General features: G+C 55.9%; 16 protein-coding genes. 14 read left to right on the plus strand and 2 right to left on the minus strand.

Going from position 1 to position 21,085, the window contains the following annotated elements; all coding sequences use genetic code 11:
* Positions 1–51 precede the first annotated feature (51 nt).
* The 8 genes from mpl to corA all read left to right on the plus strand — a co-directional run bounded on the left by mpl (position 52) and on the right by corA (position 8,581).
* Entirely contained in the window at positions 52–1,431 is a 1,380-nt protein-coding gene (gene mpl, locus IEV29_RS11820) for a UDP-N-acetylmuramate:L-alanyl-gamma-D-glutamyl-meso-diaminopimelate ligase (RefSeq protein WP_188381496.1), read from the plus strand.
* Entirely contained in the window at positions 1,428–2,006 is a 579-nt protein-coding gene (locus IEV29_RS11825; RefSeq protein WP_188381497.1) for a YqiA/YcfP family alpha/beta fold hydrolase, read from the plus strand. Before mpl ends, IEV29_RS11825 begins: the two co-directional genes overlap by 4 nt.
* Entirely contained in the window at positions 2,003–2,569 is a 567-nt protein-coding gene (locus tag IEV29_RS11830) for a chorismate--pyruvate lyase family protein (protein WP_188381498.1), read from the plus strand. The genes IEV29_RS11825 and IEV29_RS11830 overlap by 4 nt, the downstream gene beginning before the upstream one ends.
* Positions 2,570–2,670: 101 nt before the next feature.
* Positions 2,671–4,698 carry a ribonuclease catalytic domain-containing protein gene (locus IEV29_RS11835; protein WP_188381499.1) on the plus strand — a complete coding sequence of 676 codons (2,028 nt, stop codon included), beginning with the start codon at positions 2,671–2,673 and terminating at the stop codon, positions 4,696–4,698.
* Between the two features lie 82 nt (positions 4,699–4,780).
* Positions 4,781–5,668 (plus strand): TonB family protein, encoded by an 888-nt coding sequence (locus tag IEV29_RS11840; RefSeq protein WP_229726372.1) that lies wholly within the window; start codon positions 4,781–4,783, stop codon positions 5,666–5,668.
* A 6-nt stretch (positions 5,669–5,674) separates the two neighbouring features.
* Positions 5,675–6,505 (plus strand): shikimate dehydrogenase, encoded by an 831-nt coding sequence (gene aroE / locus IEV29_RS11845; protein ID WP_188381500.1) that lies wholly within the window; start codon positions 5,675–5,677, stop codon positions 6,503–6,505.
* 28 nt (positions 6,506–6,533) lie between these two features.
* Positions 6,534–7,232, plus strand: a complete 699-nt coding sequence (gene mtgA, locus IEV29_RS11850; RefSeq protein WP_229726373.1) for a monofunctional biosynthetic peptidoglycan transglycosylase — start codon at positions 6,534–6,536, stop codon at positions 7,230–7,232.
* 383 nt (positions 7,233–7,615) lie between these two features.
* Complete coding sequence (gene corA, locus IEV29_RS11855; protein ID WP_188381501.1) at positions 7,616–8,581, plus strand: magnesium/cobalt transporter CorA; 966 nt, start codon at positions 7,616–7,618, stop codon at positions 8,579–8,581.
* A 70-nt stretch (positions 8,582–8,651) separates the two neighbouring features.
* On the opposite strand, the gene hemL is transcribed toward corA, so the two are convergent.
* A complete protein-coding gene (hemL, locus tag IEV29_RS11860) occupies positions 8,652–9,947 on the minus strand; it encodes a glutamate-1-semialdehyde 2,1-aminomutase (RefSeq protein ID WP_188381502.1) in 1,296 nt (431 codons plus the stop codon).
* Between the two features lie 16 nt (positions 9,948–9,963).
* A complete protein-coding gene (gene thiD, locus IEV29_RS11865; protein ID WP_188381503.1) occupies positions 9,964–10,809 on the minus strand; it encodes a bifunctional hydroxymethylpyrimidine kinase/phosphomethylpyrimidine kinase in 846 nt (281 codons plus the stop codon).
* Positions 10,810–10,905: 96 nt separating this feature from the next.
* On the opposite strand from thiD, the gene IEV29_RS11870 reads away from it, so the two are divergent.
* The 6 genes from IEV29_RS11870 (at position 10,906) to IEV29_RS11895 (ending at position 21,051) form a co-directional block, all read left to right on the plus strand.
* Positions 10,906–11,058: a rubredoxin gene (locus IEV29_RS11870; protein WP_188381837.1), complete on the plus strand. Its 153-nt coding sequence runs from the start codon at positions 10,906–10,908 to the stop codon at positions 11,056–11,058.
* Positions 11,059–11,224: 166 nt separating this feature from the next.
* Positions 11,225–11,623 (plus strand): response regulator, encoded by a 399-nt coding sequence (locus tag IEV29_RS11875; protein WP_188381504.1) that lies wholly within the window; start codon positions 11,225–11,227, stop codon positions 11,621–11,623.
* Between the two features lie 20 nt (positions 11,624–11,643).
* A complete protein-coding gene (locus IEV29_RS11880; protein ID WP_188381505.1) occupies positions 11,644–12,009 on the plus strand; it encodes a response regulator transcription factor in 366 nt (121 codons plus the stop codon).
* An 8-nt stretch (positions 12,010–12,017) separates the two neighbouring features.
* Complete coding sequence (locus IEV29_RS11885) at positions 12,018–12,575, plus strand: chemotaxis protein CheW (protein WP_188381506.1); 558 nt, start codon at positions 12,018–12,020, stop codon at positions 12,573–12,575.
* Positions 12,576–12,640: 65 nt separating this feature from the next.
* Complete coding sequence (locus tag IEV29_RS11890; RefSeq protein ID WP_188381507.1) at positions 12,641–14,962, plus strand: methyl-accepting chemotaxis protein; 2,322 nt, start codon at positions 12,641–12,643, stop codon at positions 14,960–14,962.
* Between the two features lie 92 nt (positions 14,963–15,054).
* Complete coding sequence (locus tag IEV29_RS11895; protein WP_188381508.1) at positions 15,055–21,051, plus strand: FimL-related protein; 5,997 nt, start codon at positions 15,055–15,057, stop codon at positions 21,049–21,051.
* Positions 21,052–21,085 lie beyond the last annotated feature (34 nt).

Here is a 21,085-nt window from a genome sequence, read left to right on the forward strand (position 1 = left end):
GATCGTGGCGGCGTCAGGTAAAATCCTGTTATTCCAATCTGAAATTCTACAATGCATATCCACATTCTTGGCGTCTGCGGCACTTTCATGGGTGGGCTGGCCGTATTGGCAAAGGCCGCCGGCCATAAGGTCACCGGCTGCGATGCCAATGTCTACCCGCCGATGAGCACTCAGCTTGAGGTGCAAGGTATTGCGCTGATCGAAGGTTTTGGCCCGGAGCAGATCGATCTCAAGCCCGATCTGTTTGTGATCGGCAATGTCGTCTCGCGCGGTAATCCCTTGATGGAGGAAATCCTCAATCGTGGTCTGCCCTATGTATCCGGCCCGCAATGGATCGGCGAGCATATTCTGCAAGGCAAATGGGTGCTGGCTGTGGCGGGTACGCATGGCAAGACCACGACGTCGTCCATGTTGGCATGGATACTGGAAGACGCCGGGTACGATCCCGGCTTTCTGATCGGTGGGGTGCCGATGAACTTTGGCATTTCAGCCCGCTTGTCTGGTAGTGGCGCGCATTCCTCGTTCTTCGTCATTGAAGCTGATGAATACGACACAGCGTTTTTCGACAAACGCAGCAAGTTTGTGCATTACCGCGCCAAGACCGCGATTTTGAATAATCTGGAATACGATCACGCCGATATCTTTCCCGATCTTAAGGCGATCGAAACCCAGTTCCATCATCTGGTGCGTACGGTTCCGGGTGTCGGGCGCGTGATTGCCAATGCGCGTGAAGAAGCATTGCAGCGTGTTATGCAGCGTGGTTGCTGGAGCGAATGCGAATGGTTTGGCGGTGCAGCGCCGGATGGCTGGTCGCTGACGACCTACGAGGATGGTCGTTTCGATGTGTTGTTCAAGGGCGAAAAACAAGGCACTGTCGATTGGCAGTTGACGGGGGAGCACAATCGCATGAATGCATTGGCTGCGATTGCTGCAGCTCGCCATGTCGGCGTGGTGCCGTCGCAGGCAATCAGCGCCCTCGATCGCTTTGAAAACGTAAAACGTCGCATGGAATTACGCGGCACGGTCAACGATATCGCAGTCTACGACGACTTTGCCCATCATCCGACGGCCATTGCCACTACCGTTGCCGGTTTGCGCAAGAAGGTCGGTGCAGCACGCATTCTCGCTGTGCTCGAACCGCGCTCCAACACCATGAAGCTTGGCACGATGAAGGATGCCTTGCCCGGCAGTCTGCTTGATGCCGATCTGGTATTTGGTTATGGCGCGACTGGCGGTGGCAAAGATGCGCTGGGTTGGGATTTGTCAGCAGCACTGGCTCCGCTCGGTCAAAAGGCATCGGCATTCCATGATTTGCCTGCACTGGTGCAGGCGGTGACCTCACAGGCGCAGCCTGGTGATCATGTACTTGTGATGAGTAATGGTGGGTTTGGTGGCGTGCACCAGAAAATACTGGACGCCTTGCAATCATGATTCTGTATCTGCACGGCTTTCGTTCATCGCCGCAGTCGTTTAAAACCAGTTTGCTGGCTGAACGCATGCGTGCGCTTGGCAGAGATGACGAGTATTGCTGCCCCCAGTTGCCGCCTTCGCCACGCGAGGCGATCGAGCTGGCAATGGCTTCTGCCGAACAAGTCGATCCGGCCAGCTTGACGTTGATCGGTTCTTCGCTGGGCGGTTATTACGCAACCTGGATGGCGGAACGCCTGGGTTGTGCGGCTGTATTGCTGAATCCGGCCGTGCACGCTGCGCGCGATCTGGCATCGCAGGTGGGGGTGAAAACGCAATATCACTCCAATGAGCCATTTGAATTCAAGGCATCGTATATCGATGAACTGCAGGCGTTGGCAGTCGACCGCATCACACGTTCGGAACGCTACTTCCTGATCGCGGCAACAGGGGATGAATTGTTGGACTGGCGGGAAATGGTCGTACAGTTTGCCGGCGCCAAGCAGCGCATCATTCAGGGCAGCGATCACGGTCTCTCCGATTTTGCCGGTTATGCGGATGAGGTACTGGCGTTTTGTGGTGTAGGAGCGCGTGCGTGACGAAACAGGCTGGTTCATCTGCCCGCTGGACGTCCAATATCAATCATGTCAACGCCTCCCCGGCGATGCAGGCATGGCTGACGGATCAGATGTCACTGACGGTCAAGCTGATGCAGCGTTGCGAACGGTTTCGCGTACAGCGTCTGATGCAAGGCAATGCGCGTGTTTTGCGTGATGAAGTGCAGGCGATTGATTTGCCACGCCGGGTTGCGGTTCAACAGCGCGAGGTGTTGTTGCGCTGTGACGAGCAACCGGTCGTTTATGCGCATACGGTCGTGCCGTTGACTGCCACCGCATCGGACTGGCCGTTTTTCGGCAGATTGGGCGAGCGTTCACTCGGCACCACATTGTTTGGTGATCCGCGTGTGCAACGCGGCGTGCTGGAATATGCCCGATTGCGTGTTTGTCACCCGCTCATGCGGCGCGCGGCGCAGGCATTAGACGTCGATATTGCGATGCCGCTCTTTGCGCGTCGTTGTCTGTATCGACGTCGGCAAGGATTGCTGCTGGTGACAGAGATTTTTTTACCGGCGCTTGATCGCATTGGACCGGCGCGCGAATGAACAGCACGTAGCAGACAGGAAGAATACCAACCGGCGATGCTGCCGGTAGCAACAAGTCATGCGATGTATCGCCACTGACGTAACCATGAGCAAGTGTTTCAATGAATTTATTTTTTGACGAGTCCGGGGATTTCAAGGCGGGCGTTTCGATGGCGCAACAGGGCGAGGCCTATCAGGTCGAGATGCCTTCCGGCAAACGTGCGAAAGTGCGGGCCAAGGATGTGTTGCTGCAGTTTGCTTCACCCTCGCCTGCCGAATTCATGACGGAGGCGCAGGCGATTGCGGCTGATATCGATCTGGATTTTCTGTGGGAAGTCGCAGGACAGGAAGAGTTCGGTTTTGCCGAATTGGGAACGGAATACTTCGGTCACGATCCCAAGCCGCATGAGGCCGCGGGTCTGATCATGCGCATGCATGCAGCGCCAATCTATTTTCAGAAAAAGGGCAAAGGACGTTACAAGGCTGCGCCCGAAACGGCGTTGAAAGCAGCGTTGGCCGGTATCGAAAGGAAGCGTCAGCAAGGCTTGATTCAGGCGCAGTATGTCGAGGAATTGAAAGCAAACAGGCTGCCGGATGCGATGCGAAATATCGTGCATCAGTTGCTGTTCAAACCGGACAAGAACACCATCGAATACAAGGCACTGGATGCTGCTTGCAACGAGTTGCAAATTGCGCCACAGCGATTGATGCTGGCTGCCGGCGGTATTGCGTCGGCCAAGGAACTGCATTTTTCCAAGTTCCTGTTTGAATCCTTTCCAAAAGGGATTGGGTTTCCGGCAATTCAGATTCCAAGCTTGCCCGAGTTGCCGGTCGCCGACGTGCAGGCTTTTTCCATCGATGATGTGACGACGACAGAGATTGATGATGCAATGTCGGTGACACGTCTGCCGGATGGCAAAGTCAAGGTCGGTATTCACATTGCCGCACCGGGGCTGGGCATCAAACGGGATGACGCGCTTGATGCGATTGCGCGCCAGCGTCTGTCCACAGTCTATATGCCAGGCGACAAGATCACGATGTTGCCGGATGAACTGGTTGATGCGTTTACGCTGGCCGAAGGCAAGGTGTGTCCTGCTTTGTCACTCTATGCGACGGTTGACACGAGTGACTGGTCCGTCTTGTCTACCGAGACCCGTGCGGAAGGTGTGCCGATCGCCGCCAATCTGCGTCACAACGACCTCGATGGGCTGGTGACGGAAGAAAATCTGGCGGCCAATGCCGGTGACTATCCGCACAAGGATGACTTGTCCTTGCTCTGGCAATGGGTGCAGGTGCTGGAAAAAGCCCGTATGCTCAAACGCGAGGCATTCGGCTTGCGGCCGGAGCAGAACAATCGGGTCGACTTCAACTTCTATGTGGAAGACGATGTGGTGTCGATCCAGCGCCGCAAACGGGGTGCGCCGCTCGACAAGATCGTGGCGGAACTCATGATTTTCGCCAACAGCACGTGGGGGAAATTCCTGCACGATCATGGCGTGCCAGGCATCTATCGCAGTCAGGGAATGGGGCATGGCTGGGCCGCCAAGATGCAGGTGAAGATGGTGACGCATGCTGCGCCGCATCAGGGCTTGGGTGTGGATCAGTACGCATGGAGTACTTCACCGTTGCGTCGTTACACCGACCTCGTTAACCAATGGCAGATTCTGGCCTGTGCCGAGCATGGCGTGACCGCGCCGCTGGCAGCACCCTTCAAGCAACGCGATGCGGATTTGTTTGCCATCGTGTCGGCCTTTGATGCTGCGTATAGCGCCTATGCTTCGTTCCAGAGTGATATGGAACGGTACTGGTGCCTGCGATGGCTTGGACAGGAAAAAGGTGATGCCCCGACCATGCAGGTCGATGCCGTTGTCCTGAAAGATGAAATCGTTCGTCTGACGGATATCCCGCTGGTGATTCGTCTGCCCGGTATGCCGCAGGCAGCACGTGGCGCGCAGGTGCGGCTGGATTTGCTGCGCTGGGATGAAGTCGATTTGTCAGTGGAAGCACGCGTGCTCGAAATCCAGCAGGCGAACAGCGCAGACGCTGTAGAAGAGCTGGACGAAGAGATGCAGGAAGATTTGCTGGAAGCCGATGCTGAACCGGTACCGGATGATGTCGCAGGGCCGGTCGCTGATGCAACAGACAAATAAATGTCTTGCCGTGTTTCGTTCATGGCAATGCGTTTGACTTAAAATCAACCGATTCGTCTCAACCCTTCCGATTATCGGCCGCGTGAAACTGTTCACCAAGAATCGTACGCTCTCCATCGCCATTACTGTTTCAGTGATGGCGCATGCGGCGTTGCTGACAGTGCGCTTTGTCGCGCCAGAAGCGTTCAAGTTTCAGCCGACGGATCCTGGGCTGGAAGTTATTCTGGTCAATGCTAAACATGATCGTGCACCGTTGAAGGCCGATGCATTGGCACAGGCAAATCTGGATGGTGGCGGCAACCATGCAGAAGGCCGTGCCAAATCGCCTCTGCCGGATTTGCGACAAAGTGCGGATGGCGACAGTACCAAGGCATCGCGTCGCAAGATCGAAGAACTGGAGCGGCAGCAGCAGCAATTGCTGGCGCAGATGCAAAGCAAGCAAAATGTCCGCACGCAGAAAACGACCGACGTCGAACCGGTAAAAGAATTGCCGCAGCCGAGAGCAACGGACATGCTGGATAGCGCACGCGCACTGTTGCGTCGCGAGGCGGAAATCGCCCGCAGTATTGAGGATTACAACAAGCGACCGAAGAAGACGCAGGTTACGCCAAGCACGCAAGAAGTGGGTTACGCCGCCTATTACAAGGCGTTGCAAACCAAAATCGAAAACATCGGTACGTTGAATTTTCCGCAAAAGGATGGTCGCAAACTGTATGGCCAAATGGTGGTCTACATTCCGATCTTTCAGGATGGTACGTTGTATATGAAAGAGGGCGGGCCGCGTATCGAGCGTTCATCCGGCAATCCTGATCTGGATGCGGCGGCACTGGCGATTGTGCGACGTGCGGCGCCTTTCCCGCGCTTTCCGGAAAACATGCGCTCGACGAGTCGCGACGACGTGTGGGAAATCATCACGCGCTTCAATTTCACACGCGATGATTCGCTGCAGACAGAAACCAGAGGAAACTGATTGATCATGCACGATAAGCAGTTTGATCGTTATGCGGTGATCGGTAATCCGATTGCACACAGCAAGTCACCCGATATCCACGCGCGCTTCGCACAGCAGACCGCGCAGCAACTGACTTATGAACGTCTGCTCGCTCCGCTGGATGGATTTGTCGAAACCGTGCAGACCTTTATCGCGAATGGCGGAAAAGGCTTGAATGTCACCGTGCCGTTTAAGCTGGAAGCGCATGCATTGGCAACCAGCCTGACCGAACGGGCCAAAGCCGCAGGCGCGGTGAATACGCTGATGTTCCGCGGTGACCAGATCATTGGCGACAACACCGATGGCGTCGGTCTGGTACAGGATATTGTGAAGAACGCGCATGTACCTGTGACGGGTAAATCGGTTTTGCTGCTTGGTGCAGGCGGCGCTGCACGTGGCGTCATTCTGCCTTTGCTGGAGCAACGGCCGGCCAGTTTGGTGCTGGCCAATCGCACCGTGTCCAAGGCAGAAGAGCTGGCCGCACAATTCGGTACGGGCAAGGATATCGAGGTCAGCAGTTTCGAAGCGCTGCATACGCCGTTCGATATCGTGATCAATGCAACGGCAGCTAGCCTGACGGCTGATGTGCCACCGATTGCGCCGGCAGTGTTTGCGCCGCATACCCTGGCGTACGACATGATGTATGGTGCCGCGCCGACCAGTTTTATGCAATTCGCAGCGCAGCAGGGTGCGCAGACACGTGACGGGTTGGGCATGCTGGTAGAGCAGGCTGCCGAATCCTTCTTTCAATGGCGACAGGTCAGACCGCTGACGGATGCTGTGTATGCGGCATTGCGTTCGCAGTTGTCGTCCTGATCGTTTTCAGACGCCGGATCAGAATCCCATGAAGAAAAAAATGCGCAAGCTGCTGCTCTGGCTGATCGCGGCACCGTTTCTTCTGATCTTGCTCTTGCAGCTTTATTTTTTCCTGCAGATTGGCTGGTGGACGTATTTCAATCCGTCATCGACCAGTTTCATGCGGCATCAACTGTCGATCATGCAGGAAAAAAATCCGAAGGCACAGCTCAAGCATACCTGGGTGCCTTACAACCGTATCTCCAATCATCTCAAGCGCGCCATTATTGCGTCGGAAGATTCCAATTTTTCCGGTCACGAAGGTGTGGATTGGGTGGCAATGCAAAAGGCCTACGAGAAAAACCTGAAAAAGGGCAAGGTCGTTGCAGGCGGTTCGACGATCACGCAGCAACTGGCGAAGAACCTCTTCCTGTCCGGGGAGCGCAGCTACATCCGCAAAGGGCAGGAAGTGGTCATTACCTACATGCTTGAGTTCTGGATGGATAAGGAACGCATCTTCGAGATCTATCTCAATTCGGTCGAGTGGGGTGTGGGTGTGTTTGGCGCAGAGGCGGCATCGCGTCACTACTACGGCACATCGGCTGCCTCGCTCAGTGCCTATCAGGCAGCACGCCTTGCGGTCATGTTGCCGAACCCGCGTTTTTACGACGTCAATCGTGGGTCCGGCTATCTGGCGCGTCGTACGGACTTGATCCTGCGGCGTATGAATTCTGCGGCACTTCCCTGACTTTTCGCTGTCTGATTGCTGGCTTCATCAAGTGGTCATGATGTTCTTTTAGACTGGCTTGCAGAACGCGGACAACAAACTTGTGATCTACCACGTAATCGGCTTGCGAGCCGTTGGACTTATCAGTACACTTGCGCTGTTTTCGTTTTTGGAGACCCGTCTTGGGTAGTCCTTATTTAGGTTGCCGACTGTCGCATGATGGTCAATCCCGCGAGATCGTGCTGTAACGCTTCTGTTTGAGCGCCTCTCGCCGGATATGGTGGGAGGTCGCGTCCTGGCTGTTTGTCCGGCCGTGTCCCCTTTAAAAATTTGTTGCCTGCAGACGTCGGCGCACTGCAGGCTTTGCCGTTTTTATCCTCGTGATATGCGGCTTGGGAGCGCTTATGATCAATGTGTTTGTATTGCAAAATGGCCGGCTGAATCAGGTCAATATCGAGACGCGCGCCGACCTGATGAATACGACGCCGGTCTGGGTCGATTTGCGCGATCCGACAGAGGAAGAGCGTTTCTGGGTCAAGAGCATTTACGGTGTGACCCTGCCGGACGAGGACGAGGTTAAAGACATTGAGGCTTCGGCCCGGTATTACGAAGAAGACAACGGCGACCTGCATCTGCGTACCGACTTCCTGATCGAGGAAGACGATGGGCCATCCCGTATCACTACCGTCGCTTTCATTCTTGCCAAGAATATTTTGTTCGCTGTCCATTCTGAAGATTTGCCAATCTTCCGGCTGGTGCGTATGCGCGCGCGCTCACGCCCTGGCTCGATTACCGACTACAAGGACGTGTTGCTCGATTTGTATGCGACCGACGCGGAGTATTCCGCCGATATTCTCGAAGGTGTGTATCAGACGCTGGAAGACGTCAGCCGCAGCGTGTTGCAGGAAGAACTGAGCGATGAAGACGCGGCCGGTGTACTGAACTCGATCGCGCGCGAGGAAGATTTGAACGGTCGTATCCGGCGCAATATGATGGATACGCGCCGTGCGGTCAGCTTTCTGATGCGTGGTCGTCTGCTGAATTCCGAGCAATTTGAAGAAGCGCGCCAGATCATGCGCGATATTGAATCGCTGGATGGTCACACGGCTTTCCTGTTCGATAAGATCAACTTCTTGATGGATGCGACCGTTGGTTTCATTAACATTAACCAGAACAAGATCATCAAGATCTTCTCGGTGGCATCGGTTGCTTTCCTCCCGCCAACGCTGATTGCCAGCATTTACGGGATGAACTTCAAGGTATTGCCAGAGCTCGACTGGACGTTTGGCTATCCGCTGGCAATTCTGTTGATGATTGCTTCTGCCGTCACGCCGTTCTGGTATTTCCGTCGTCGCGGCTGGCTGAAGTAAGACACCCCTTGCAATATGAAAAAGCCTGCCGAGCGCATGATCGGCAGGCTTTTTTGTTGGGTGGCCTGGATTACTTGATGTCGTTCGCGATCAGCGCAAAGGCGTCGCTTGCCGCTGCAATCGTTTGCGCGATGATGGCGTCATCATGCTGTGCCGATACAAAGCCCGCTTCAAACGCGGATGGTGCGAGATAAACATTCGCATCCAGCATGGCATGGAAGAAGCGATTGAAGCGCTGCTTGTCGCATTCCATCATCGTGGCGTAAGAAACCGGTAACTGTTCGGCAAAATACAGGCCAAACATGCCGCCAACCGAATCTGCACAAAATGCAATGCCATGATCAGCAGCCGCGGCACTGAGCCCCTGTACCAGTTTGCTGGTTTGCGCGGCCAGCGTGTCATGGAAGCCGGGGGCCTGAATCAGTTTCAGGGTTGCCATGCCGGCAGCCACCGTTACCGGATTACCCGACAGCGTGCCGGCCTGATAGACGCCACCCAAGGGCGCCAGATGCTGCATCAGATCAGCACGTCCGCCAAACGCGGCGACTGGCAAACCACCGCCGATGACTTTGCCGAGCACAGTCAGGTCGGGTGCGATACCGTAAATCGATTGCGCCCCGCCGAGGGCAACGCGGAATCCCGACATCACTTCGTCAAAAATCAGGGCCGCACCATACTGCGTGCAGACGCGGCGCATGGTCTGCAGAAATTCAGGGGTGGCGCGCAGCAGATTCATGTTGCCAGCAATCGGTTCGACGATCACGCAGGCAATCTGGTCGCCCATTTTCTTGAAGACGTCTTCCAGTTGCTGCGGATTGTTGTAGTCGAGGACCAGCGTGTGTTTGGCAAAATCTTCCGGTACGCCAGCCGACGTCGGATTCCCAAAGGTCAGCAAGCCGCTGCCGGCTTTGACGAGTAGCGAATCAGCATGGCCGTGATAGCAGCCCTCAAACTTGATGATCTTGTCCCGCCCGGTCGCTCCACGCGCCAGACGCAGCGCGCTCATGGCGGCTTCGGTGCCACTCGACACCAGGCGCACTTGTTCGATCGATGGCACGAGTTGGCAGATGCGTTCTGCCATGTCGATCTCACCTTCGGTCGGTGCACCAAAACTCAGGCCGCGCGCGGCCGCCTCCTGCACTGCCTTGACGACCTCAGGATGGGCATGACCGACAATGGCTGGGCCCCAGGAGCCGATGTAATCGATATAACGCCGATCATCGGCATCCCAGAAGTAAGGGCCTTCGGCACGCGTGATGAAGCGCGGCGTGCCGCCGACGGAGCGGAAGGCACGGACGGGGGAATTGACGCCGCCCGGCGTACTTTGTTGAGCGCGGGCGAACAGGCGTTCGTTTTGAGTTGTCATGCGAGAGAGAAAATAGTTACTGGATGGGAGGCGGCGCGTTGCCAAGCTCTTCCGATTCGCGAGCCCAGAAATAGCGATCAGGGATCAGACGACCCATGCCAAGGCGCTGCGCATTGGCAATCGACGCAATCGTGAATTCCTGCGCTTCAAACACGGCTTCCGGCATATCCAGGCCGTTTGCCAGCAATGCAGCAATCGTGGCGGATAAGGTTGTGCCGCTGCCGCTGTAGGAGCCGGAAATGCGCTGCCAGTTATCGTGCCGGATCACGCCGCTGCTGTCGAACAGGGTGTTGGCCACATCGGTCAGATCGGATGGTGTGCTGGTGACGAATACGTATTCGCATCCCATTTCGATCAGGCGCATCACATCGACGGCCAGCATGTCGTCATCCGACGGCTCACGCCAGGTTTCAGCTAAACGGGTCAGTTCCACTGTTGAAATGATCAGCAAGGTGGTTTGCGGAATCAGCAGCTCGCGCAACGCCATCAGCATGTCTTCGCCTTCCGGTCCCTGTTCAGGCTGGGACGACAGAAACGGATCGAAAATCAGAGGCGCATCCGGATAGTCCGAAACGATCTCGGCAATCGCCGAGGCATTTTCAATGCTGCCGACGACGCCGACCTTGAAGGCCGTGACCGGCATGTCTTCGAGCAGGACGCGCGCCTGATCGGCTACCCAGTCCGATTCCACAACCTGCATGTCTTCGATGCGGGCGGTATCGCCGATCAGTAATCCGGTCACGACGGACAAGCCGTGGCAGCCCATGGCGGCAAAAGAGGCCAGATCAGCCTGAATGCCGACAGCGCCGACCGGATCGGACGGACCAAAGGTCAAAATAAGCGGGGAAGTTTGGTTTTGCACGGCGGGTATATTAAGATAGCTGACTCTGCATTTTAACTTGAAGGGCTGTTTGCCGTGAGCACTAACGAAACATCAAACGAACAATTCCAGACCTGGATGTGCCTGATTTGCGGCTGGATCTACGACGAAGCCGCAGGGTTGCCGGAAGAAGGCATCCCGCCGGGAACACGCTGGGCGGATGTACCAATGAACTGGACCTGTCCAGAATGCGGTGCACGCAAGGAAGATTTTGAAATGGTTGTTGTGTAAGTCATCACGCTTCTGCACCGGTTTTGTTTCATCTGCCTTACCGGTTTAACAATTTGTGTCGAAAAACCACGGCGTGCCGCCCAAGCGCGCTTGAGAAGGTTTCAAGAATCTTGCTTTTTGGCACTGTTGAGCCGTATATTGTCTCGACAGTTCAATGAGATGAATCATGACGACGGCACTGGAAAACGCTGAGATGAAAATCATGGTGATTGACGATAGCAGTACCATTCGTCGATCGGCAGAGATTTTTCTGGGGCAGGCAGGATACAAGGTTGTTCTGGCAGACGATGGTTTTGATGCTCTTGCCAAGATGAATGATCACAAGCCATCGTTGATCTTCTGCGACATTCTGATGCCGCGTCTCGATGGTTATCAAACCTGCGCTTTGATCAAGAAGAGCGCAAAATTCCACGCCACCCCCGTTGTCATGCTTTCCTCCAAAGATGGGTTGTTTGATCGTGCGCGTGGCGCCATGGTCGGCTCCGATGCCTATCTCACCAAGCCATTCACCAAAGACAGTCTGCTCAAGACAGTACGCGAGCATGTCGTTGCTCTCGCAAAATAATTTCGATCCAAGGGTTACTGATGGCTATTCAAAAAGTTCTCATCGTTGACGATTCACCGACTGAGCGTTACTTCCTGACCGATATTCTGGTTAAAAAAGGTTTTTCGGTTTCCACTGCGGAAAGTGGTGAAGAGGCACTGCTGAAAATCAAGGCCGACAAGCCAGAGCTGATCCTGATGGACGTGGTCATGCCAGGACAGAACGGTTTTCAGGTTACCCGTGCAATCGCGCGGGATCCCGAAACACAGAACGTACCCATCATCATCTGTACCAGCAAGGGACAGGAAACCGACCGCATCTGGGGATTGCGTCAAGGTGCACGTGATTACATCGTCAAGCCCGTTGATCCTGCGGAGCTTCTCTCCAAAATCGAAGCGCTCAGCTAAGCCGGTCCATGAGCCAGTCCACTTCTGACCTGCAAGTGCAGCAGCCGGACCACAGTGCGCGCCGCACGCGTTTGCGTGAATTTCAGGCGCAATTGGTCGAGCGGATGCAAACGGCGCGCAGCAGCGAGTCGACACAGGTCAGCCAGCTTGGTGTGTTGATTGGCGGCAGCCGTTACTTGCTGCATCTGCAGGCCGCGGGCGAAATTGTTTCTGCCAGCGGTATTACGCCTGTGCCGCTGACGCAACCCTGGTATCTGGGTTTGATCAATATTCGTGGCAATCTGGTCAGCGTGGTCGATTTCGCGCGCTTTCAGGGCGGCGCCAAAACGGTGATCGACAAAGACAGCAGAATTGTCGCCTTCAGTTCTTCACTAGGATTCAATTGCGGTTTGCTGGTGTCGCGTGTGCTTGGTTTGCGTAATGTGACCGAGATGCGTGAACACGAGGCTGGCGACGCACAGCCATGGATCGGACAACGTTATCTTGATCAGGAGTCGCACGTATGGAGCGAGCTTGATCTGGCAAAGGTCATCCAGCAGCCGGCGTTCCTACACGTAGGTCTTTAATACCGCTCCTTGGCAATGACAAGCGGCGCAACGTAACAGAATCAGCAGAGTCAGGAGAATCAAAGATGGCGTTCAAATTACCGCTCTTTTCCAAGCCAAAAAAAGCGGCGACAGAGACTGATGACGTGGATGTCGTGGTAGATCTTTCCACGACCCAGCCCGATGTCCTGCCCGAAAGCGCGGTAAGCAGCGATCCGATTGCAAATGCCGCTGCCGATGATGTGCATGGTGAAACACCGCGCGAATTCAATCCTAACGCGACTTATATCGGTGACATGCTGCAGAAAAGCGGCGACATCACGTTACCGCTGATCGGTAAATATCCGCTGCAGAAACAGAACAGGATCCTGGTTGGTACTCTGCTTGGCTCCGTGGTGCTGGGTGTGTTGTTCGTCTGGATGAACGCGGATTCGTCAGCGCTGACATCGACCCAGACCCAGATCGCAGGTGATGCGCTGATGCACTCGCAGCGTGTCGGTAAGGCGACGCCAAACGCGATTCAGGGTAACCCGGAAGCATTCAAGCAGCTGGCAGATAGCCGCAAGGAATTCAACAACGATCTGACCATTTTGTCGCAAGGCGGCAATTACCAAGGCCGCACAATCGGAACGCCAAGTACCAAGATGGATGCCATGCTGAAGGAAACGCAAGCATTGTGGTCTGGTACCGACAAAGCGGCGGCAACGATCCTGAAGATGGAAAAAGTGCTGACCGGCTTCGGCGCAACGCTGCAAAGCATGAATGCGATCTCGCCGACGCTGCTGGAGTTGAGCGAGCAGATTGCAAACCTGAAAGCGCAAAGCGGTGCGTCGCCGCGTGAAATTGCGGCATCCGGTCAGTTGGTGATGTTGACGCAGCGTCTGGCCCGAAGCGCAAATGAGTTTCTGAGTTCCGAGGGTGTGAATCCGGAAACGGCGTTCCTGCTGGGTAAGGATACCAACACCTTTCGCGACATCATCGAGGGTTTTCTGAACGGCAGCGATCAGCTACGTCTGGCACGGGTGACCGAGCCGGAGACACGCGAAAAACTGTTGGAGTTGCAGACGGCATTCGGTGAGTACCAGAAATCGATCGCGCAAATTCTCGGCAATCTGCAAAATTTTATTGCGGCAAAACAGGCTGAAGAACTGATCTTTAAAGAGAACGAGGCACTCAAGCAGCGCCTGACGGATATCCAGCAAAGCTATCGCGGCGATCAGGATTCGTTGACCCTACCATTCTGGTTGATGCTGCTGGCGGTTGTGACTGCACTGGCATCGGCGGTGGGCCTTGCGTTGATTGCGCTGCAGGATGGTCGCAATCGTACCCGCGAAGCAGAGGCGCGAAGCTTGGCGGCAGAAAATCTGCGTCTGGAAGCATTGAAGCAGGAAGAGGAAGCCAAACAGGCAAACGATCAGAACCAGGCCGCGATTCTGCGTCTGATGAATGAATTGCAGGAAGTGGCGGACGGTGACTTGACGATTCAGGCGACCGTGTCCGAAGACATTACGGGCGCGATTGCCGACTCGGTTAACTACACGGTGGAAGAGTTGCGCGGACTGGTCGGTCGCGTGACGAACACTGCGGAACAGGTGACTTCGGCGTCCAATCAGGCACAGAATATTTCGGCTGGCCTGCTGGAAGCCTCGCAAAAGCAGTCACGCAACATTCAGGAAACGGGTCAGGCTGTACTCGAAATGGCGGTACAGATTACCGATGTGTCGAAATCTGCAAATGAATCGGCCGAGGTGGCGCGTCAATCGGTTAGCGCAGCAGAACAGGGCGCACGTGCGGTGGAAAACGCGATCAAGGGCATGAACGAGATTCGTGAACAGATTCAGGAAACCTCAAAACGAATCAAGCGACTCGGTGAATCCTCGCAGGAGATTGGTGAGATTACCGAACTGATTTCCGACATTACCGAACAGACCAACGTGCTGGCACTGAACGCTGCGATTCAGGCAGCATCGGCAGGTGAAGCAGGCCGCGGCTTCTCGGTGGTTGCAGAAGAGGTGCAGCGACTGGCAGAACGCTCCGGTGAGGCAACCAAGCAGATCGGTGCGCTGGTCCGTACCATTCAGACCGATACGCATGATGCGGTCGCCGCGATGGAGAAATCGACGCAGGGTGTGGTCGAAGGTGCGCGTCTGTCCGATGCGGCCGGTGCGGCACTGGCGGATATCCGTCGCGTTTCGAACCGACTGGCAGATCTGATTCAAAGCATTTCCTCGGCGACAGAACAGCAGGCAACGTCGGCCAACGGCGTGGCGCAGAACATTCAGGGCATTCTGACGATTACGGAACAAACGCAGGAAGGTACGCAGCAAACCGCCTATTCGATTGGTGAACTCTCGAAACTGGCAGAGGAACTGAAAAACTCGGTATCGCGTTTCCGCGTTACAGCCTGATCGTCACCCCGGCCGGTTTGCCGGCTGCGACTGAACAGAACTTGTGGTGAGCCCGCGATGGCGGATGCTCATCAGTGCACCGCGAGGCAGTCATGAATACCCCATCCTCTTCTTCGTCTCCGGGCGGCAGAGAACCTTTCGATACCGGACCGTTGTCGTGGGTCATCGGTGAGATCAGCGAAGCGCTGACGCGCTCGCGCGTTGCGCTGGGCGAGGCGTTGAGCGGCGATGCCGATACGCGCTCGACCTCGTTGCGACAAGCCAAGGCATATCTGCATCAGGCACATGGTGCCTTGCAAATTATCGATGTCGATGGCGTCGCCATCATTACCGAGACTGTCGAGGAGTTGTTCGAGCGTTTCGAAGCGGAACAGCTTGAATTGAATGCGTCAAGTATTGACGCGATTGTGCTGGCGTATCAGGCACTGGTTGAATATCTGGAAGAGTTGCTCGCCGGCCTGCCGCACCAACCGGTCCGCCTGTTTCCCTACTATCGCGGTTTGCTGGAAGTACGGGGGGCGGAGCGTATTCATCCAGCCGATCTGTTCTTCCCCAACCTGGCTATCCGTCCTCAGCTGCCTGCTGCGACGCAACATCTGAGCGCCGACGATTACGTCGGTTTGCGCAAACGCTTTGAACGCGCCTTGCTCACGTATCTGAAAAGCGATGCAGCTTTCGGCAAGACAGGTGCGCTGGCCATGCGCGATGTTGTCCAGCATGTGGAAAGTGCGCAGACCAACTCTCAGGCGCGTGCTTTCTGGTGGGTGATGGCAGGCTTTACCGATGCGGTTGCCTCCGGTCAGATTCCTGCCGAGTTGTATGTCAAACAGTTGTTTGCTCGTATCAATCTGCAGATTCGTCGGCTGGGTGAGGGGTCGTTCAGTATCGCCGAACGGCTGCTGCGTGATGCGCTGTTCTTCATTGCGCGTATTCAGCAGCCATCACCAGCTGTGCAGCAAATCTGCATGGTTTATCAGCTCGATGGCGTTGTGCCGCAGGATTACGAAACCAGACGTTACGGGCAGGTCGATGTGCAATCGCTGGCTGCTGCCAAAGAGCGCCTGGCACAGGCCAAGATCCTCTGGAACAGGCTTGCAGGAGGCGATGCCGGCGTCGTGCCGACGTTCGAGCTGGAAATGAATGCGCTGGCCGACGCAGGTAGCCGGCTTGCCACACCGGCCTTGTCCAAATTGCTGAAGGAGCTGAGCGGTATTGCGCGGCATGCCGCGCACACAGCGCCAGGCGATGCCTTGAGTCTGGAAATCGCCACCAGCCTGTTGTTTGTAGAACATGCCTTGCAGCAGATCACGCATCTGCCCGATGATTTTTCCGAGCGCGCCGACGCATTGACCGCGCGACTGTTGTCTGCCGTTGCTGGTGAGCCATTGACCGTATCCGCATCATGGCTGGACGAGATGTCGCGTGAAGCACAGCAACGCCAGACCATGGCAGTCTTGTCGAGCGAACTGCAATCCAGTTTGCGGCAGGTGGAAAAAGGGCTCGATGCTTATTTCCGTGATCCGCAGCAGCGTGCCGGTTTATCCGACGTCAATAGTGTGCTGTACCAGATCAGTGGCGCATTGGCGGTACTGGATCACGATGATGCTGTGCGTGCGACACGCCATGTGCAGGACGCGGTACGCGGCTTTTTGGAAAGCGATGCAGTGCCAGATGTGGCTGCGTTTGAACAGGTTGCGAACAATGTCGGCGCACTGGGATTCTTCCTGGAGACCTTGCAGCTTCACGACGATGGCAAGCGTGTACGTTTTCGCTTTGATGATGAGCATGGCGTTTTCCACGCCGAGCGGACAGAACGCCCGACCGGTGATGAACTGACGGTCAAGGTGGATGTGCCTGCACGAGTGGCGCCGGCAAAAGAAGTCATTGATGCCGGTGTCGCCGCCGAGCCTGCCACCGCCGCAACCCTGCCGACAGTGGAAGATGAGTTGTTGCAACGTCAGTTGGAATCGCAGGCGCTGGTGCGTTCGCTGGCCGCCGAGCCAGATAATGTCTTGTTGCAGAGCCAGTTGAAGGAGTCGCTCGAACAGGTTCGCATGGATGCGACGCTGGTCGATAATCCGGATGCCGGTGACCGGGCGCGCAATCTGATCGATATGCTGGAATCGCCGGACTTCGTGCCGACGCACAATGTGCTTGACGATCTTGCTCTCGTTGCGCCATCTCCCTCGCCTGTTGTGGAAACAATTGCTCCGCTTGTCGCACCGGAAACGGAAGAAGAGATTGATGCGGAACTGCTCGATATTTTTCTGACCGAGGCAGTGGAAGTGCTGGCTTGTGTGGCAGAAAATCTGCCTGCATCACGCAGCGCGCCACACAATCAGGAATACCTGACGACGCTGCGTCGTTCTTTCCATACGCTCAAAGGCAGTAGCCGCATGGTGGGTTTGTCCGCCTTTGGCAATACTGCGTGGAGCATCGAGCAAGTTCTCAATCTACGTTTGTCCGAAGGGCAGGGCAATAGCGAGATGTATGCCTTGGTGGCTCATGCAGCCAGTGAGTTGGGTGCATGGGTACTTGACATGCAAACCATGGGACGTTCGGATCGCACCGGGCAGGCATTGATCGATGCGGCCGAGCGGGTGAAAAATGGCGAGCCGTTCCGTCTGGAAGAAAGCGCAGCGATAGTGCCTTCCTCGCCGCAGATGGACGAGTTTGATGCGACAGCATCGTCGTCCGATAGCGGACCCGCACGAACGACCGTATCGACGGAAGAGAATGCAAATGTGGTGCCGACGGCAAGCACTACAACAGACGTTGATCTGTCAGAACCTGAGCTTGGTGACGACGCGTTGGCGTCGTTTGATGCCTTCAATGCAGCCGTGTCTGAAACCGAGGTCGAAGTACAGGAAACATCTGATCACGCGCAAGAAGAGACCGTTGATGTCATCTCGCCGGATCCGACGGCAAGCGATGCAGTCACCGTTGTTGATGAACCTGTCGATGCGCAGGCGGCCGAGAGCGCGAATGAGACCGAGCAGTCGCCTGAACCAGGCAAGCCGATTGCCGATGTTATCGACTTTCCAGGCAATCCGATGGCGGTTGCGCGCGTGGAAGACAACATCAAGCGGATCGGCGATCTGGAAATCAGTCTGCCGCTGCATAGCATTTATCTGGCAGAAACCGATGAGCTGGTACGCCGTCTGGTGCAGGATTTTGGTGAGTGGCGCCACGAGCCTGATCGTCAGGTCAGTATGGTGGCGGTGCATGCGGCACATTCGCTGGCTGGCAGTTCAGCAACCGTTGGCTTTACGCCGTTACATCGTCTTGCCCATGCGCTGGAACTTGTCTTGCAGTACCTGTCCAGAAAACCCGTCAAGCTGCTGTTGACCGAGTACGATGTGCTGGATCAGTCGGTTGAACGCATACGTGACATGCTGAAGGCATTTGCGCTGGGCGATATGCCGCAAGCCGATCAGGAGCAGATTCAGGCACTTGAGGCGATGCTGGAGGATTTCGAGTTCCGCTCGCTGGCGACGACAGATGTCGTTGTCCAGACCGAAGAAGACGTCACGTTCGATCAAGGTATCCCTCTGTTGTCCGACGTGCTTGCCCCTGCACTGGCAGTCGAATCGACCGAGATCCCGGATGTGACTGTAGAGGAAGTGGTTGCGGCATCGCCGACGTTGCAGGAGTCTGATTATGCGCCGGCCGCCGAAGAGCGCCTTGATCCGACTCTGATTATTCGTGACGAGATTGATGCGGATCTGTTGCCTGTCTTTATTGAAGAGGGGCGGGATATGTTGCCGCAGATGGCTGAAATCCTGCGGGCCTGGCAACACAACACCGGCGACACGGCAGCGCCACAGGCGCTGTTGCGTTTGCTGCATACGGTCAAGGGCAGTGCACGGATGGCGGGCGCGATGACGCTCGGTCAGCATATGCACGAGATGGAAACCCGAATTGAAAACATTGCTCACGCGGGTTACCCATCGACGATTGCATTGGAAGATCTGCTGAGCCGTTACGACCATGCCTTGCAGCTGTTCGAGCAACTGCAAAACGGTGAGTTGCCATCAATCTCGCCAGCAGCAGTTGCTGCAGAAACCGATGTTGTTGCAGACGACCCGTCAACGGTACCTGCCGCCGAACTGGTTGAGGTGACACCGCTGCTGCCATTGTCGTCCGACAAGCTCTTGCCTGCGCCGGTTACGCCTGACTCGCGTGCGGTGACGACGCCTGCAGCGTCGCCACTGGTGCGTGTGCGTGCGGATATTCTGGATCGTCTGGTCAATCAGGCTGGTGAAGTATCGATTTCGCGTTCGCGTCTGGAAACGGAAGTAGGCACGATCAGGCAGTCGCTTGGTGAGTTGTCGGATAACGTATCGCGCTTGCGTGAACAGTTGCGCGAGATCGAGATGCAGGCGGAGTCCCAGATTACGTCCAGCATGGGGAGTTCTGCCGATCGTGAATTCGATCCGCTGGAATTCGACCGCTTCACCCGTTTGCAGGAACTGACGCGCATGATGGCCGAGAGCGTCAGCGACGTTGGCACGGTGCAGCAAACGTTGCATCGCACAGTGGAAAGTGCCAGTACCGATCTGTCCGCACAGGCACGTCTGACGCGCGATTTGCAACAAGATCTGATGCGCGTGCGTATGGTTCAGTTCGCCAGCATTTCGGAACGGCTGTATCGCGTGACGCGTCAGGCTTCCAAGGAAATGGACAAGCGTGTCAATCTCGATATTCGTGGCAGTGGCGTCGAGATCGATCGTAGTGTTCTGGAAAAAATGACGGGGCCATTCGAGCACTTGTTGCGGAATGCGATCGTACACGGCATCGAGTCGCGTGAAAAACGCCGCGCCGCGGGCAAGAATGATATCGGCGAGTTGCGCATCGAGGTCCGTCAGGAAGGTAACGAGGTTGTCATTCAGTTCTCTGACGATGGTCAGGGTTTGAACATCGACGGCATCCGTAACAAGGCATCTGCGGTGGGCTTGTTAAGTGATGAGACCGTTTTGTCTGATGCCGAAGTCACGGATCTGATCTTCCATCCTGGATTCTCGACCGCGGAAGAAGTTACCGAACTCGCAGGACGTGGTATCGGCATGGATGTGGTGCGATCCGAAGCCGCATCACTTGGCGGTCGCGTGGCGATTGTCTCTGAGCCAGGTGTCGGCGCGCAGTTCACGATTCACTTGCCACTGACGCTGGCCGTCACGCAGGTTGTGCTGCTGGCAACAGGCGGCCGTATTTATGCGGTGCCGGCCGTGCTGGTCGAGCAGGTGCAGCAACTGAAATCCGGCGCGCTGACGCAGGCCTATAACGACGGCATGATCATGTGGCAGTCCCATCGGGTCCCGATGCACTATTTGTCTACCTTGCTTGGTGATGTCGATGCCGCGCCAGTGACGCAGCAGTATTCGCCGTTGCTGATTCTGAAGAGTGGTGCCGAACGGATCGCCATCCATGTAGATGAAGTGATTGGTTCTCGCGAGGTGGTGGTCAAGAATATCGGACCACAGCTATCACGCATGATCGGTATTACTGGCGCGACCGTACTGGGTTCCGGTGACATCGTGCTGATTTTGAATCCGGTGCCACTGGCGCAACGTGCTGCTGTTGAAAATCAGCGTGCGCCACGACTCAGTGCCTTCGATACGCCGGATGGGATGGGAGCCGTGGCAGAGATGTCGTCCTCGGACGGGACAGGCACTGCCGATCCCGTGCAGGGGCTGCGGACGACGCCAATCGTCATGGTGGTCGATGATTCACTGACGGTACGCCGTGTAACCCAACGTCTGCTGACGCGGGAAGGCTATCAGGTTGTGCTGGCCAAGGATGGCGTGGATGCGCTGGAACACCTGCAATCGGTCACGCCGGATGTGATGCTGGTCGATATCGAGATGCCGCGTATGGACGGTTTTGATCTGACACGCAATATTCGTGATGACGAGCGTACGCGTGCGATTCCGATCATCATGATCACCTCGCGCACCGCAGCCAAGCATCGTAACTTTGCCATGGAGCTTGGCGTGAATGAGTATCTAGGCAAACCGTATCAGGAAGATGTCTTGCTGGAACTGATTGCCGGGTTTGTCGGCCGCTATTCATCGCTGGACCAACAGTAAGTTGGTATAAAAATCCCGCCTGCGAGCGGGATTT

The sequence above is a fragment of the Oxalicibacterium faecigallinarum genome (assembly GCF_014635705.1).
Classification (GTDB): domain Bacteria; phylum Pseudomonadota; class Gammaproteobacteria; order Burkholderiales; family Burkholderiaceae_D; genus Oxalicibacterium; species Oxalicibacterium faecigallinarum.